The sequence below is a fragment of the Prescottella soli genome, from assembly GCF_040024445.1.
Taxonomy (GTDB): Bacteria; Actinomycetota; Actinomycetes; order Mycobacteriales; family Mycobacteriaceae; genus Prescottella; species Prescottella soli.
In genome coordinates this window covers 4,181,504-4,196,476 of sequence record NZ_CP157276.1, presented here as the reverse complement: position 1 = coordinate 4,196,476, position 14,973 = coordinate 4,181,504, and the positions used below count along the sequence as shown (strand labels likewise).

Genomic DNA, 14,973 nt, shown 5'->3' with positions numbered 1-14,973 from the left:
TTCACTTGACGCTCACCTCCTTTCCACGGAGCGCCGGGGCGCCGATCCTGGTGGTCCAGGACGGCACGTCCGCCGGGGCTGTGCCGGTCGCTTCGCCGTATACGACGGCGAGGGTGTCACGCTCGAGCTGCGAGCCCACGTACGTCACGGGCGCCGTCGCCGCCGGCATCACCGAGTACTGCGGGGCCGGAATCTCCGGGATGTTCTGGTCGCCCGCGTTCCGGGTCGGGACCTGGTACGAACCGTCGTGGATCGAACCGCCCGGGTACTGGCCGATGTCGGTGCCCAGCGGCGGCGGCTCGTAGCAACGCGGCCCACGGGTGTCGATCAGCCGCGGTTCGTCCTGGTTGGGCAGGTAGCGGCCACGGGGATTGACGAGTTCGATCGTCGCCCGCGCGCCGGGCAGGTCGGAGCCCTCGCCGGTGATTGCCCCCGACCGCCTCATCACGTCCGCGAAGTTCTTGAAGGTGCAGCCGAACGTCCCGGAGAAACGCGCCAGGATCTCGAGCGCCTCGCGCGAGTCCGCCGCGATCGAGATGAGCGAATCACGGTTGGTGGCCAGCAGATCCGCGGTGCTCGAGCCGGTCGACGTCACCGACGCCATGAGCGCGTCGATCGAACTCCGCTCCTGCACGATCGTCGCGTTGGTGGTGCGCAGGTTGTCGAGCGCATCGATCAACTGCGGAGCAGCCTCCGAGTACGTCTGGGTGAACGTCGCGAAACTCTGGAGACCCGCCTTCAGGTCCGGCATCCGGGTGTTGACGCCGGCGAAGATCGTGTCCAGCTGGTCGAGCGTGACCCCGATCTGCTCGCCGCGGCCGTCCAGTGCCTGCGACAGCGCACCCAGCGTGGACGCCAGGCTCTCCGGTGGGATGGCCTGCAGCAGCGGCAGCAGGCCATCGAGCATCTTGCCGAGTTCGACGGCGTTACCGCTCTTGTCCTGGTAGATGGTGCCGCCGGCCGCGATCGGGTTCGGGCTCGCATTCTCCGGCATGACCAGGTCGACGTACCGCTCGCCGAACAGCGTCTTCGGGAGCAGGCGGGCGGTCGCGTTCGACGGGATCAACTCGGCCTTGTCCGGTTCGATCGCCATGACCGACGTGACCTTGCCGTTGGACGTGGACGCGTCGCGCACCTCGCCGACGATGAGGCCGCGGACCTTGACGTCCGCATTGCGCGGGAGCGCGTTGCCGACGGTGTCGGTCACGAGATCGACCTTGACGACAGGCTTGAACGTCTTGTTGTAGCTGGCAATCGTGCCGCCCACGAACAGGGCGAGGACCAGGAAGAACGCGACTCCAAGGATGCGGCGGCGCAGCTTCGACGGCGTCTCGATCATCCGGCCACCCGCACCGTGGTCGTCGTGCCCCAGATCGCGAGGCTCAGGAAGAAGTCCAGGACGGCGATGGTGACGAGGGCGGTGCGCACGGCGTGGCCGACCGCGACGCCGACGCCGGCCGGGCCGCCGCGGGCGTGGAACCCGTAGTAGCAGTGGATGAGGATCAGGACGAACGCGAACACCAGCACCTTGCCGAAGGACCACAACACGTCCTCGGGCGGCAGGAACAGGTTGAAGTAGTGGTCGTACGAGCCGGTGGACTGACCGTTGAACACGGTGCTGACCACGCGCGACGCGAGGTACGCGGCGAGCAGACCGACGATGTACAGCGGGATCACCGCGACGAAGCCGGCGATCATCCGGGTCGTGACCAGGAACGGCACGCTGGGCACCGCCATCACCTCGAGCGCGTCGATCTCCTCCGAGATGCGCATCGCACCGAGCTGGGCGGTGAAACCACAGCCGACCGTGGCCGACAGCGCAAGTGCCGCGACGACCGGCGCGATCTCGCGCGTGTTGACGTACGCCGACAGGAAGCCGGTCAGTACGGAGCTGCCGATCTGGTCGAGGGCGGCGAACCCCTGCAGACCGACGACGACGCCGGTGAAGCCGGACATCATCACGATGACGCCGATGGTGCCGCCGATCACCGCGAGCGCGCCGCTGCCGAAGGTCACCTCGGCGAGCAGTCGCAGCATCTCCTTGCGGTAGCGGCGCAACGTCCGCGGCGTCCACGCGATGGCCCGCGAGTAGAACGACATCTGCTCGCCGGCGTTGTCGAGCACGTCGAGCGGTTTACGCGCCAAGCGGCGCGCCCGGATCAGTGCGTAGTCGCCGCGACCACGTGCGATCGTCATCGACTCATGCTCCCTTCGCCGGGACGACCTGCAGGTACACGGTGGTCAGGATGAGGTTCGCGAAGAACAACACCAGGAACGTGATGACGACGGCCTGGTTGACTGCCTCGCCGACGCCCTTGGGTCCGCCCTTGGGCGTGAGTCCCTTGTAGGCCGCGATGACACCCGCGATGACGCCGAAGATCGCCGCCTTGACCTCGGCGATGTACAGGTCGGGCAGCTGCGCGAGCGCCGAGAACGACGCGAGGTAGGCGCCGGGGGTGCCGCCCTGGAGGATGACGTTGAAGAAGTAGCCGCCCGCGATGCCGACGACCGAGACCAGCCCGTTGAGGAGCACCGCGACCAGCACCATCGCCAGGACCCGCGGAACGACCAGTCGCTGGATCGGATTGATGCCGAGGACCTCCATCGCGTCGATCTCCTCGCGGATCGTCCGCGAACCGAGATCGGCGGTGACCGCGGAACCCGCGGCGCCCGCGATCAACAGAGCCGTCACGATCGGACTGCCCTGCTGGATCACGGCGAGGACGCTGGCGGCACCCGTGAACGCTTCCGCACCCAACTGCTTGATCAGCGACCCGGTCTGCAACGACACGACCGCACCGAACGGGATCGCGACGAGCGCGGTCGGCAGGATCGTCACGCTCGCGATGAACCACGCCTGTTCGATGAACTCCTTGAACTGGAACGGCCGCTTGAACGTGTTACGTACGACGTCGACGAACAGTTGGACGATGTTGCCGGCCTGAGTCAACGCTCCGGTGACCGGCTTCATCATCGAAGTGCGGGTGCCCCCCATACACAGTCCCCTATCCGTGCCCGTACGTGGACTGTCCGAGTCCTCCGTCGTCGTACGTGGGGATCACCTGGGTGGCCTGATCGTCCTCCATGCTCGCGAGGATGCTCTGCTGCGCCTCGATCGGCAGCGTGTGCAGGATCTGGCGGACGCGGGCCTGTCGCCGCGCGACCGCCTGGCGGAAGGGCAGACCCGGCGTGGCCTGCATCTGCGGCACCACGCCGTAGACGTCGTCGGTGCCGCCGTGGTGATGGCCGGCGTCGACGAGCGCCTGCTCGTGCGCCATCTGGGCCTCGTCCTTCTCCTCCGACATGCCGATCGGGCCGATCTTGGAGCCGTTGAGGAACTGGTGCACGACGGGTTCGTCGCTGGTGAGCAGCACCTCGCGCGGACCGAACATGACGAGCTGCTTGCGGAACAGCATGCCCAGGTTGTCGGGCACGGTACGGGCCAGGTTGATGTTGTGCGTCACGATCAGGATCGTCGCGTCGATCTGCGAGTTGATGTCGATCAGGAGCTGGCTGAGGTATGTCGTGCGGACCGGGTCGAGACCCGAGTCCGGCTCGTCGACGAGGATGATCTGGGGATCGAGCACCAGCGCACGAGCGAGCCCGGCGCGCTTGCGCATACCGCCGGAGATCTCGCCGGGGAGCTTGCCCTCCGCGCCGACCAGGCCGTTGAGCTCGAGCTTCTCCATGACGATCTTGCGGATCTCGGACTCGGTCTTCTTGGTGTGCTCTCGCAAAGGGAAGGCCACGTTGTCGTACAGGTTCATCGACCCGAACAGCGCGCCATCCTGGAACAGGACGCCGAACAGCTTCCGGATCTCGTACAGTTCGCGGGAGGAGCACTGCAGGATGTCGGTCCCGTCGATGACGATCGACCCCTCTTCGGGCCGCAGCAGACCGATCAGGGACTTGAGGAACACCGACTTACCGGTACCGGACGGGCCCAGCAGCGCACTGACCTCTCCGGCCGGCAGCGTGAGCGTCACGTCCTGCCAGATCTTCTGAGAGCCGAAAGACTTCGTGAGTCCCTCGACTGCTACCTCGACTCCCACCATTACCTCCTGCGTCAGGCACGTCCCCCCACTGTGATCAGCTGTGGGTTGCGTCACTCTATCGCATCGAAGTGTTATCCGTGACACCGCATATTACTTATGAGTAAGTAAGGGGACAAGACCAGACAGTCCCGACCATCGGGACATGTCGACAACAAAGAAGAGGGCCGCCCCCCAACCGGGGACGGCCCTCTTCTCGATGCTTCGTCAGGAAGCAGCGCAGATAATCGTCTTACTTGACGGTGATCTTCGCGCCGGCAGCCTCGAGCTTCTCCTTGGCAGCGTCAGCTGCGTCCTTGGCGACCTTCTCCAGGATCGGCTTCGGAGCACCCTCGACGAGGTCCTTGGCTTCCTTCAGGCCCAGGCCGGAGACGACCTCACGGACGACCTTGATGACCTGGATCTTCTTGTCGCCAGCCGACTCGAGGATGACGTCGAACTCGTCCTGCTCCTCAGCAGCCTCAGCGGCAGCCGGGGCGCCGGCAACGGCAACGGCGACCGGAGCAGCAGCGGTGACCTCGAAGGTCTCCTCGAACGCCTTCACGAACTCCGAGAGCTCGAGCAGGGTCAGCTCCTTGAACTGGTCCAGCAACTCTTCGGTGGTGAGCTTCGCCATGGTGGCGGTCCTTCCTCTTAAGTCCTGTGTCGCCGATCCGCGACCGGACAGGTGGTGATGGTTGTGATGCGCAGGTGCGGATCAGCTATTCGGCAGCGGCGTCGGCGGGAGCCTCGGCGGCCCCACCCTCCGCAGCCTTCTTCTCCTGCAGCGCGGCGGCCAGACGGGCCACCTGCGAAGCGGGAGCGTTGAACAGGCCAGCGGCCTTTGCCAAGTTGCCCTTCATCGCGCCGGCGAGCTTGGCCAACAGGATCTCGCGGGACTCGAGGTCCGCGATCTGGTTGACCTGATCCACGGACAGCGCAGCGCCGTCCATGTACCCGCCCTTGATGACGAGTGCCTTGTTGTCCTTAGCGAAGGCCTTGATGGCCTTGGCAGCGTCGACCGGCTCGCCCTTGATGAATGCAATGGCGGTCGGTCCGACGAACAGGTCGTCAAGACCCTCGACGCCCGCCTCAGCGGCGGCACGCTTGACCAGGGTGTTCTTGGCGACGGAGTAGGTGGCACCCTCTCCGAGAGCGCGTCGCAGCTGCGTCAGACTCGTAACCGACAGACCACGGTATTCCGTGATCACGGCGGCGGACGAGTCCTTGAACTGCTCGGTGATCTCTGCAACTGCAGAAACCTTCTCAGGCTTTGCCATACTTCGCCTCCTCTCGTGACAGTCGTTGTTCCACTTCGGGCCGTGACATGCAAAACGCCCCGGTGCAGGGCACACGGGGCGTACACGAGGAGATCCATCCAACCGGCCAGGGCCGGGCGCAGACAAACATCCCCCACCTCGTCCTCCTGCGTGGGCCGCCGGGCAATTCCGGACCTTCAACCGATTCCATTACTGGGCACGGTGACCAACGGTCTTGGGTAGAACATGTTTTGGGGCGGAATTCGCATCGAACGCCGAACTCCAACGAGCACTCTAACGAAGCGCCGCCCGGGACGCAAAGCGCATCGTGCCCGACCTTCACTCTTTGTGGGACACCTCACATTGCGGTGAGAGTGTGGCCGACGCCGCACATTTGAACGTAACCTTGAGTAACATATATTGGACTACGTTTCGGCCATGACTCTCATGACCCCCGCCGCGACCGCCGACGGTCTCGGACGCCGGCGCAGATTCCTCGCACTCGCGGTGATCTGCCTCGCCGAACTTCTCGTCGTTCTCGACAACACGATCGTCAACGTCGCGTTGCCGTCGATCGGGGTCCAGCTCCGCACCGACGTCAGCGGACTCCAGTGGGTGGTCGACGCCTACACGCTCACCTTCGCCGGCCTGCTCCTCGCGTGCGGCAACCTGGGCGACCGGCACGGCCGACGCCGAGTCATGACGATCGGTCTCGTCGGCGTCGCGCTGATGTCCGTCGTCGGGGCGTCCGCCACGTCGCTCGGACAGGTGATCGCGGCCCGCGCGGCGATGGGTGTGTTCGCCGCAGCCGTCTTCCCGGCGACGCTCGCCCTGATCATCAACATCTTCACCGACGTCCGCGAGAGGGCACTCGCGATCGCGGCATGGACGGCGATGGCCGGATTCGCCATCGCGATCGGACCCGTCTCGGGCGGCTGGCTCCTCGAACACTTCTCATGGCACGCGGTGTTCTGGATCAACGTCCCCGTCGCCCTGGTCGCGCTCGTGGCGACGCTGCTGCTGGTTCCGGAATCGAAGTCCTCGTCCGTCGGCCGCCTCGACGTCGTCGGCATCGTGGCCTCCGTCGTCGGCATCACCGGACTGGTGTGGGCGATCATCGAGGCGCCCCGTCACGGCTGGCTCTCCGCCGTCACCCTCGGCACCGTCGCGGCGTCGATCGTCGTCCTCGTGAGTTTCGTGGTGTGGGAACTGCGCGCCCCCGCGCCGATCCTCGACATGCGGCTGTTCCGGGTCCGGCGGTTCTCGCTTCCGGCCCTCGCGATCGCTGTCTCCTACTTCTCGATGTTCGGGTTCCTGTTCCTCATCACGCAGTACTTCCAGGGCGTGCGCGAGTACACGCCGCTCGAGTTCGGGATCGCGTCGCTGCCGTTCGCGATCTCCGTCGCGGTGGGCGCGCCGATCGCGACGCTGTTGGCCCAGCGGATCGGAACGACGGCCGTCCTCGTCTTCGGCCTGCTCCTGACCGGCCTAGGGCTGTATCTCGGCGGTCAGGTCGACATCGACAGCAACTACCTCACCGACGTTCTGCCGTCGATGGTGTCGATGGCGCTCGGGCTGGCGATCGTCCAGGGACCGGCCACCGAGTCGATCATGTCGTCGCTGCCGCTCGACGAGGCCGGCGCCGGCTCGGCGGTCAACGACACCACCAGAGAGGTGGGCGGAACCCTCGGCGTCGCCGTCCTCGGATCGATCGTCGCGTCGTACTACGTCGGGAAGATCTCCCCGATCATCGACAACGTCCCCGCTTCCCTCATGAACGACGACGAGAAGAGCTTCGCGCGCGCCACGATCCTCAGTGTGCTCGAGATCCGGAACAGGGAACTCCCCTCGATGCTCGAACCGCAGCGTGAGCACCTCATCACGACGATGAAGACCGCGGTTCTGCAGGGAGCGCATGCAGCGTCGCTCGTCTCGGCGGGCGCCGTCGTGCTGTGTGCGGTCGTCGTCGCCGTCCTCCTGCCGTGGGCGCCCGCCGCGGGCCGCGGGGCGATGCTCGCGTGGCGGCGCGAACAGGACTGAGGACCGCGCCTGGAGAACGCCGAAGGCCGGCACAGAGAGAACTCTGTGCCGGCCTTCGATGTCGATCAGGTCGCGAGGATTCGCGACTTACTCGCCGTCCTCGAGGAGGTTGCGGGTACGGTTCGGGTCCACCGGGATGCCCGGTCCGGTGGTGGTCGAAACCGTGACCTTCTTGACGTAGCGGCCCTTCGCCGACGACGGCTTGGCACGCAGGATCTCGTCCAGCGCTGCGCCGTAGTTCTCGACCAGCTTGGCCTCGTCGAACGACGCCTTGCCGATCACGAAGTGCAGGTTGGCCTGCTTGTCGACGCGGAAGTTGATCTTGCCGCCCTTGATGTCCGCGACAGCCTTCGCGACGTCCGGCGTAACGGTGCCGGTCTTCGGGTTCGGCATCAGGCCACGCGGTCCGAGGACGCGGGCGATGCGGCCGACCTTGGCCATCTGGTCAGGGGTGGCGATCGCGGCGTCGAAGTCGGTCCAACCGCCCTGGATGCGCTCGATCAGATCCTCGGAGCCGACGGCGTCCGCACCGGCGGCCTCGGCCTCGGCGGCCTTCTCGCCCACGGCGAAGACGATGACGCGGGCGGTCTTACCGGTGCCGTGCGGCAGGTTGACCGTGCCGCGAACCATCTGGTCCGCCTTGCGGGGGTCGACGCCCAGACGGACTGCAACCTCGACGGTCGCGTCCATCTTGGCCGACGAGGTCTCCTTGGCCAGCTTCGCAGCCTGCAGGGGGCTGTAAAGCTGGTCCGCGTCGATCTTCTCAGCGGCGGCGAGGTATGCCTTGCTGCGCTTTGCCATTTCTTCTGTCCTTACTTCTCACCCTGGGTCTCGACCCGGGTGAATGGTTCAGTTGTGGTTACGGGCCTGGCCGGCCCTCCCACGGTGGAGGATTAACCCTCGACGGTGATACCCATCGAGCGCGCGGTGCCGGCGATGATCTTCGCGGCCGCGTCGATGTCGTTCGCGTTGAGGTCTTCCTGCTTGGTCTTCGCGATCTCGCGCACCTGATCCATGGTCACGGTCGCGACCTTGGTCTTGTGCGGCTCGCCGGAGCCCTTCTGCACACCAGCAGCCTTGAGCAGCAGCTTGGCGGCCGGAGGGGTCTTCAGCTTGAAGTCGAAGGTCCGGTCTTCGTAGACGGAGATCTCGACAGGGATCACGTTGCCGCGCTGGGACTCAGTCGCCGCGTTGTAAGCCTTGCAGAACTCCATGATGTTCACGCCGTGCTGACCGAGCGCGGGACCCACGGGCGGTGCAGGGTTGGCCTGACCAGCCTGGATCTGAAGCTTGATCAGCCCTGCGAGCTTCTTCTTCTTGGGGGGCATCTTCGTTCCTTGTTCTTACTGGGTGTGTTTCTTGCGTACTGCGTGCAAGTGTGTGGGCCCCTGAGTGTCCGGCGCAGGCTGTCCGGCACCGGACGGCCACTCGGGGACGGTGCTAGATCTTCGAGACCTGGTTGAAGGACAGCTCCACCGGGGTCTCGCGACCGAAGATCGAGACGAGGACCTTGAGCTTCTGCTGCTCGGCGTTGACCTCGCTGATGCTCGCCGGGAGGGTCGCGAACGGGCCGTCCATGACGGTGACCGACTCGCCGACCTCGAAGTCGACCTCGATGACCGGCTTGGTGGCGGCGGGCGCGGCGACCTCGCCACCGGCAGCGGCAGCGGCCGCGGCGGGCTTCTTCTGGCCCTCCTGCGGCATGAGGAACTTCACGACCTCGTTCAGCGTGAGCGGCGACGGACGCGACGTGGCGCCGACGAAACCGGTGACGCCGGGGGTGTTGCGGACCGCACCCCACGACTCGTCGTTCAGCTCCATGCGAACGAGGATGTAGCCGGGCAGGATCTTGCGGTTGACCTGCTTGCGCTGACCGTTCTTGATCTCGGTGACCTCTTCGGTGGGGACCTCCACCTGGAAGATGTAGTCACCGACGTCGAGGTTCTGGACGCGGGTCTCGAGGTTGGCCTTCACCTTGTTCTCGTAGCCAGCGTACGAGTGGATGACGTACCAGTCACCGGGGGCGCGACGCAGCGCGGCCTTGAACTCGGCAACGGGATCGACTGCTTCCTCGGGAGCCTGCTCCGCCACGGCACCGTCCTCGACCTGCTCATCCGCAGAGTCGTCCTCGACCGTCTCGTCGACAGACACGACGTTCTCGGTGTCTTCGGTTACCGCCTCGGCCGAAACGCGCTCCTCGGCCAGAGCCTCGTCAGAGTCGTTCTCGGGGGTGCTCACTGGAGGCACTCTTCCTCTCGTCAATCACATCGTTCGGGAACGCCGACGGGCGCGCCCGGGTTAGCCGAACAGCCAGCTGACGCCCTTGATGAATCCAAGGTCGAGGAGACTGATGAACGTCACCATGAAGGCGACGAACACGAGCACCACACTGGTGTAAGTGATCATCTGCTTACGATTGGGCCAGATGACCTTACGGAGCTCGGCAATCACTTCGCGCAGGAAGCGACGAAGCCGCTTGAAGATGTTCTCCGTGCGGGGCTTGTCCGCCTTGCGCGGCTTGTTGTCGCCCGACTTCGACTCGGCAGAGGACGCGGAGCGTGACTTGGTCGACTTGGTGGAGGAAGCGGCGACCGCCGGCTTCACCGTCTCGACGGGCTCTGCAGTGTCGGTGCCACCGCGGCGCGCAGCGCGCTTGCCGCTTGGCTTTCCTGCTGGGGCCGCACTCGTGGGGCTCTCTTCAGCAGTGACCTGGCCGTTCGCTGGCTGGTCGGAAACGGTCGATTCGTCGACAAGGCCGGAGTCCGCAGACTCGGGCGTGCCGTCGTCGCGCTTACCGCGCTCCTCGCTCACCGTCGTTCCTCTCAGTCGCTGGCCAGTCCGGGTGCAGGGGCGACAGGACTTGAACCTGCAACCTGCGGTTTTGGAGACCGCTGCTCTGCCAGTTGAGCTACGCCCCTTTGTCGACCGATCGAACTGGTCGACCTATCTGGGTTCACATGACATGCGCGCCACCCCTTAGCGGGCTGTTACCAGCACCGTAGGGCAGCGCGCAGCGCCTGAGTAACCCCAGAAACTCTAGTGTACTTCAATGCCCGGATCAAACCCAATCCGCTCGGCACTCAGGCCAAACGGACTGTTGCGGTGGCCCGCCCGAAGATCTTCCGACCCTCGGATCGTGCCACGATCGCGACTACTGCGGTCTTGCTTTCGGCGTCCACCGACTTGACCTTGCCGGTGAACTCCACTTCGGCAGCCTTGTCGGCCGCCACATACACCGGACTGGTGAACCGAACGTTGTATTCGGTCACGGCACCCGGATCGCCGAGCCAGGACGAGACGAATCCGCCGCCCAGACCCATCGTGAGCATCCCGTGTGCCACGACGTCCGGCAGGCCGGCCAGTCGGGCAACGTGATCGCTCCAGTGGATCGGGTTGGGATCGCCCGACACGCCGGCGTAGTTGACGAGATTGCCACGAGTCAGGGTGACGACGCGCTCGGGCAGTTCTTCGCCGACGGCGACGTCCTCGAACCTACGGAGCGACATGCATCATCACATCCTTGACCGCGTGCGCGATGTTCTCGTCCACTTCACCCCCGGAGCGGGCGACGAGCGTGGTCCAGGTGGTCTGGACCAGTTCGCCGTTCACCTCGGAGATGATGTTCTTGGTGACGATGATGTCGCTGCCCGCTACCTGGCGGAACGATTCCAGGTACACGTCGCAGATCAACCGGTCACCGGCCTTCAGCGGCCTGTGGAACACGAGTCGCTGATCGGTCTGCATGATCTGGCTGAGGTCGTAACCGGTTACGACCTCCTCGAACAGCTTGCGCTGGGCGAGCATGCCGACGATCGAGACGAAGGTCAGTGGCGCGATCAGGCCGTCGTAACCGAGACCCTTGGCCGCATCCTCGTCGTGATGAGCGGGATGAGCATCGAGCACTGCACGGGCGTACTCGCGAATCTTCTCCCGGCCGATCTCGTAGAAATCGGTCACGCGGTAGTGGTGTCCGACCATCGCGGCCGCATGCGCGGCGGGGTCGAAGACCACCTCGGCCTCTCTCACGACTGTCTCTGTCACAGCGAAACTCCCCTGCCCTGCTAGACGCAACAACTTCCGTTAGGGCAGTGTGACAGTGAACCTAACGCGCGAGCGTCGACTCCGAGAAGAAATTACTTGGACTCGCGATGCGCCTGGTGAGTTCCGCAGTTCGGGCAGAACTTCTTCAGCTCGAGGCGATCGGGATCGTTGCGGCGGTTCTTCTTGGTGATGTAGTTACGGTGCTTGCACACCTCACAGGCCAAGGTGATCTTCGGCCGAACGTCAGTCGAGGAGGCCACGGGGATGCCTTCTTTCGCGTGAATCTGATCAAATAGAGATCAGGGTGGATCATTCGTCTTGTGTAGCGATGGCCGGACTTGAACCGGCGACACAACGATTATGAGTCGTTTGCTCTACCAACTGAGCTACACCGCCTCGGTGTCGAGTGTCGCGCGAAGCCGGCGACACCACAATCCAGCGAGCCCCCTGACGGAATCGAACCGTCGACCTTTTCCTTACCATGGAAACGCTCTGCCGACTGAGCTAAGGGGGCGTGGCTGTCCCGCGCATCTCTGCGCGCTGAAGCCTCCAGAAGATTACACAGACCTTCGCGTCAGCGCCAAATTGGCAGGTCAGACGCGGTAAATCGAACCCCGTCGGACGGGTGGCGTGAGCATCGCCGACAGGGCCACGGCCACGCCGTCCACCCGTTCGAAACCCCGGACGCCGTCGATCACCTCTTCTACCTGCGATTACGGCGGCAAACGCGCCGAGAAGCTGCGGAACTCGGTGAGCGGTCCCACGTGAACGCCGATGAAGCCCTGGGCCTCCCCCACCCTCGGGCGAGGGAGTCCAGGATCAGCGGCTTCGTGCAGTCGACGACGCCGGCGGGCAGGTCGTCGCGAGATCGGTGTCGTGAGCTGCAGTCACCGCACGTTCTCCACACTCGACGGCATCGAGTCCAGGAGCACCGTCTTGGCCTCCAGGTACGGCTGGAGGCCGTCGAGGCCGCCCTCGCGCCCCACGCCGGACTGCTTGAACCCGCCGAACGCGATGCCGAAGTCGGTCTTGAACCCGTTGTGCCCCACCGTGCCCGAACGCAGCTGCCGCGACACCGCCCACGCCCGCTCGATGTCGTGCGTGAACACCGACGCGTTGAGGCCGTAGATCGTGTCGTTCGCGATGTCGACGGCGTGGTTCTCGTCGTCGGCCGCGATGACGCTGACGACCGGCCCGAAAATCTCCTCGCGGGCGATGGTGGAGTCGTTGTCGACGTTGCCGAACACCGTCGGCTCGATGAAGAAGCCGCGCTCGAGGTGCGCGGGACGGCGGCCGCCGGTCACGAGCGTCGCGCCCTCCTCGCAGCCCTTCGCGATGAGGCCCTCGACCTTGTCGAGCTGCCGGGACATCGCGAGCGGGCCCATCTCGGTCTCGGGATCGAACGGGTCACCGACCCGGATCGCGGACATCGCGGCGCCGAGGGCCTCGGCGAACTCGTCGTGACGGTGGCGGCTGACGACGATGCGGGTGAGCGACGCGCACACCTGGCCGGTCATGAGCCGCGCCGACTGGGCGATGGACTGCGCGGCCGTCGCGAGGTCGTAGTCGTCGAGGATGACGCCGGCGGACTTGCCGCCGAGCTCGAGCGTGCAGCGGGCGATCCGCTCACCGCACAGCGACGCGATCCGGCGCCCGGCCGCCGTGGAGCCGGTGAACGTGACCTTGTCGATGCCGGGGTTGCGGACCAGCAGCTCCGACACCTCCCGTTCGGCCGTCACGACGTTGACGACCCCCGCGGGCAGCCCGCATGCCTCGACGATCTCCGCGAAGACGTACGCGGCGCCCGGGGCCTCGGGCGAGGCCTTCACGACGACGGTGCAGCCCGCGATGAGCGCCGGGGCGACCTTGTTCGCGATGAGGCCCAGCGGGCTGTTCCACGGGATGATCGCGGCCACCACACCGACCGGCTCGCGGACGAGCAGGCCGACGCCGCGCTCCGAACTGGGCTGGTGCTGCTCGACCCACTCGTAGCTGTCGGCGAGGCTCGCGTAGTAGTCGAAGACGGCGCCGGAACCCGCCGAGGCGGGCGTGGACACGGCGGCGAGGATGCCCATCTCGCTGGTCCAGATCCGGCCGAGTTCGGCGCTGCGCTCCCGGATGGCGGCACCGATCGCGTGGATGTACGGGGCGCGCTCGGCGTGCGTCATGCGTGACCAGGGGCCGCGATCGAACGCGGCCCGGGCCGCGTCCACGGCACGCGACATGTCCTGTGCGTCCGCCTCGGCGACGGTGAGGAACACGTCCTCGGTGGCCGGGTTGACGACGTCGAACCGGGCGGACGTCGACGGCTCGACCCACTCTCCGCCGACGAACAGCATTCCGGGGTGCTTCACCGTCTCGTTTGCTTCGATCAGACCTGCCATCGGGGAATCGGCTCCTTCGTGCGTCCAGCACGCCCGCCCTGTGACGGGCACCACTACCACCGGACGCTAGAGAGCCACTGGACACGAAAGACCGGCCGGTCTCGACTAGTGGGACAGATCACAGTCGGCGCGCGCAGCCGCGGAGCAGAGAAACAGAACCCCGAAAACAGTTCAGCCCCGGCCCTTTTCAGGGCCGGGGCTGAGCTGGTGGCAGGTGTAGGATTCGAACCTACGTAGGCATAAGCCGACGGATTTACAGTCCGCTCCCATTGGCCGCTCGGGCAACCTGCCTGGTCGCGCTCAGAGAACCGAAGCTCGCTCTGACGCGTATCGAAGAATACAACGAAGTCCCCCCAGATACGCAAACCGGGTGGATACGGGGGGTTGCGACCCGATAGCGTCAGGGCAACCCACCCCTGTCCGGGTGGGGTCGACCGCTATGAATTCAGGAGTGTGCAGTGGCTGATTCGTCCTTCGATGTGGTGAGCAAGGTTGATCGTCAAGAGGTGGACAACGCCCTGCATCAGGCTGCGAAGGAGCTGGGCACCCGGTTCGACTTCCGCAACACGGGAGCGAGCATCGAGTGGTCCGGCGAGGAGACCATCACGCTGACCGCCGACACCGAGGAGCGCCTGACCGCCGCGCTCGACGTGTTCAAGGAGAAGCTGATCCGCCGCGACATCTCGCTCAAGGCGTTCGACGCCGGCGAGCCGTCGCAGTCCGGAAAGATCTACAAGCTGAGCGGTTCCCTGGTCCAGGGCATCAGCAGCGAGAACGCCAAGAAGATCTCGAAGAAGATCCGCGACGAGGGCCCCAAGGGCGTCAAGGCGCAGATCCAGGGCGAGGAGCTGCGCGTGAGCAGCAAGAAGCGTGACGACCTGCAGGCCGTCATCTCGCTGCTGAAGAACGAGGACTTCGGGATCGCCTTGCAGTTCGTCAACTACCGCTAGTACCTCAGCGGCAACCGCGGCGACGACCGCGCCGATCTCGCCGCGCTGTGGTACAGCCACTCGCGATTGCCGTGAGGGGTGCGCCTGTCGTCACGGACCCGTTCCCGGACGGGTCCGTGATGAGCCACCGGTCCACGTCGAAACGGGTGGGTGCTCGCAGGGGCGCCTCGTGAGCAACGGAGTGTGGCCGTCGAGGGATCCACAGTTCCCCAGAAGGACCGCAACACTTCACCGGATCGCCAGCCCCCGTTTCCAGGTGATGCCGAAG

At 65.6% G+C, this 14,973-nt stretch carries 16 protein-coding genes and 4 tRNA genes; 2 read left to right on the top strand and 18 right to left on the bottom strand.

Annotated elements, in window-relative coordinates:
- Position 1 precedes the first annotated feature (1 nt).
- The 6 genes from ABI214_RS19565 to rplJ form a co-directional block, all read right to left on the bottom strand.
- Positions 2–1,339, bottom strand: a complete 1,338-nt coding sequence (locus ABI214_RS19565) for an MCE family protein (RefSeq protein ID WP_348604154.1) — start codon at positions 1,337–1,339, stop codon at positions 2–4.
- Entirely contained in the window at positions 1,336–2,196 is an 861-nt protein-coding gene (locus ABI214_RS19560) for an MlaE family ABC transporter permease (RefSeq protein ID WP_348604152.1), read from the bottom strand. Before ABI214_RS19560 ends, ABI214_RS19565 begins: the two co-directional genes overlap by 4 nt.
- Positions 2,197–2,200: 4 nt before the next feature.
- Positions 2,201–2,995, bottom strand: coding sequence for an MlaE family ABC transporter permease (locus tag ABI214_RS19555; protein WP_280758437.1), 795 nt, complete (start codon positions 2,993–2,995; stop codon positions 2,201–2,203).
- A 10-nt stretch (positions 2,996–3,005) separates the two neighbouring features.
- The gene (locus tag ABI214_RS19550) at positions 3,006–4,055 is read right to left on the bottom strand and encodes an ABC transporter ATP-binding protein (RefSeq protein WP_348604151.1); all 1,050 of its coding nucleotides are present in this window, start codon (positions 4,053–4,055) and stop codon (positions 3,006–3,008) included.
- A gap of 229 nt (positions 4,056–4,284) precedes the next feature.
- Entirely contained in the window at positions 4,285–4,668 is a 384-nt protein-coding gene (rplL, locus tag ABI214_RS19545; RefSeq protein WP_348604150.1) for a 50S ribosomal protein L7/L12, read from the bottom strand.
- Between the two features lie 85 nt (positions 4,669–4,753).
- Positions 4,754–5,311: a 50S ribosomal protein L10 gene (gene rplJ, locus ABI214_RS19540; RefSeq protein ID WP_348604149.1), complete on the bottom strand. Its 558-nt coding sequence runs from the start codon at positions 5,309–5,311 to the stop codon at positions 4,754–4,756.
- 417 nt (positions 5,312–5,728) lie between these two features.
- Here rplJ and ABI214_RS19535 point away from each other — a divergent pair, with 417 nt between their 5' ends.
- Positions 5,729–7,330: an MFS transporter gene (locus ABI214_RS19535; RefSeq protein WP_408587099.1), complete on the top strand. Its 1,602-nt coding sequence runs from the start codon at positions 5,729–5,731 to the stop codon at positions 7,328–7,330.
- 87 nt (positions 7,331–7,417) lie between these two features.
- Here ABI214_RS19535 and rplA read toward each other — a convergent pair whose 3' ends face one another.
- The 12 genes from rplA to ABI214_RS19475 form a co-directional block, all read right to left on the bottom strand.
- Positions 7,418–8,131, bottom strand: coding sequence for a 50S ribosomal protein L1 (rplA, locus tag ABI214_RS19530; protein WP_348604148.1), 714 nt, complete (start codon positions 8,129–8,131; stop codon positions 7,418–7,420).
- 92 nt (positions 8,132–8,223) lie between these two features.
- Complete coding sequence (rplK, locus tag ABI214_RS19525; RefSeq protein WP_031937663.1) at positions 8,224–8,658, bottom strand: 50S ribosomal protein L11; 435 nt, start codon at positions 8,656–8,658, stop codon at positions 8,224–8,226.
- Positions 8,659–8,770: 112 nt separating this feature from the next.
- The gene (gene nusG / locus ABI214_RS19520) at positions 8,771–9,568 is read right to left on the bottom strand and encodes a transcription termination/antitermination protein NusG (RefSeq protein WP_348604147.1); all 798 of its coding nucleotides are present in this window, start codon (positions 9,566–9,568) and stop codon (positions 8,771–8,773) included.
- Positions 9,569–9,628: 60 nt separating this feature from the next.
- Positions 9,629–10,141: a preprotein translocase subunit SecE gene (gene secE, locus ABI214_RS19515; protein WP_348604146.1), complete on the bottom strand. Its 513-nt coding sequence runs from the start codon at positions 10,139–10,141 to the stop codon at positions 9,629–9,631.
- A gap of 34 nt (positions 10,142–10,175) precedes the next feature.
- Positions 10,176–10,248, bottom strand: a tRNA-Trp gene (locus ABI214_RS19510).
- A gap of 162 nt (positions 10,249–10,410) precedes the next feature.
- Positions 10,411–10,836 (bottom strand): (3R)-hydroxyacyl-ACP dehydratase subunit HadB, encoded by a 426-nt coding sequence (gene hadB / locus ABI214_RS19505; RefSeq protein ID WP_127915600.1) that lies wholly within the window; start codon positions 10,834–10,836, stop codon positions 10,411–10,413.
- The gene (gene hadA, locus ABI214_RS19500; protein ID WP_348611796.1) at positions 10,823–11,308 is read right to left on the bottom strand and encodes a (3R)-hydroxyacyl-ACP dehydratase subunit HadA; all 486 of its coding nucleotides are present in this window, start codon (positions 11,306–11,308) and stop codon (positions 10,823–10,825) included. Before hadA ends, hadB begins: the two co-directional genes overlap by 14 nt.
- A 155-nt stretch (positions 11,309–11,463) precedes the next feature.
- Complete coding sequence (gene rpmG / locus ABI214_RS19495; RefSeq protein WP_031937658.1) at positions 11,464–11,631, bottom strand: 50S ribosomal protein L33; 168 nt, start codon at positions 11,629–11,631, stop codon at positions 11,464–11,466.
- A gap of 63 nt (positions 11,632–11,694) precedes the next feature.
- A tRNA-Met gene (locus ABI214_RS19490) sits at positions 11,695–11,767 on the bottom strand.
- A gap of 45 nt (positions 11,768–11,812) precedes the next feature.
- Positions 11,813–11,885 (bottom strand) — tRNA-Thr (locus ABI214_RS19485).
- Between the two features lie 373 nt (positions 11,886–12,258).
- Positions 12,259–13,755, bottom strand: a complete 1,497-nt coding sequence (locus tag ABI214_RS19480; protein ID WP_348604145.1) for an aldehyde dehydrogenase — start codon at positions 13,753–13,755, stop codon at positions 12,259–12,261.
- A gap of 205 nt (positions 13,756–13,960) precedes the next feature.
- A tRNA-Tyr gene (locus ABI214_RS19475) sits at positions 13,961–14,046 on the bottom strand.
- 167 nt (positions 14,047–14,213) lie between these two features.
- Here ABI214_RS19475 and ABI214_RS19470 point away from each other — a divergent pair.
- Positions 14,214–14,705, top strand: coding sequence for a YajQ family cyclic di-GMP-binding protein (locus ABI214_RS19470; protein WP_348604144.1), 492 nt, complete (start codon positions 14,214–14,216; stop codon positions 14,703–14,705).
- The last annotated feature ends 268 nt before the right edge of the window (positions 14,706–14,973 follow it).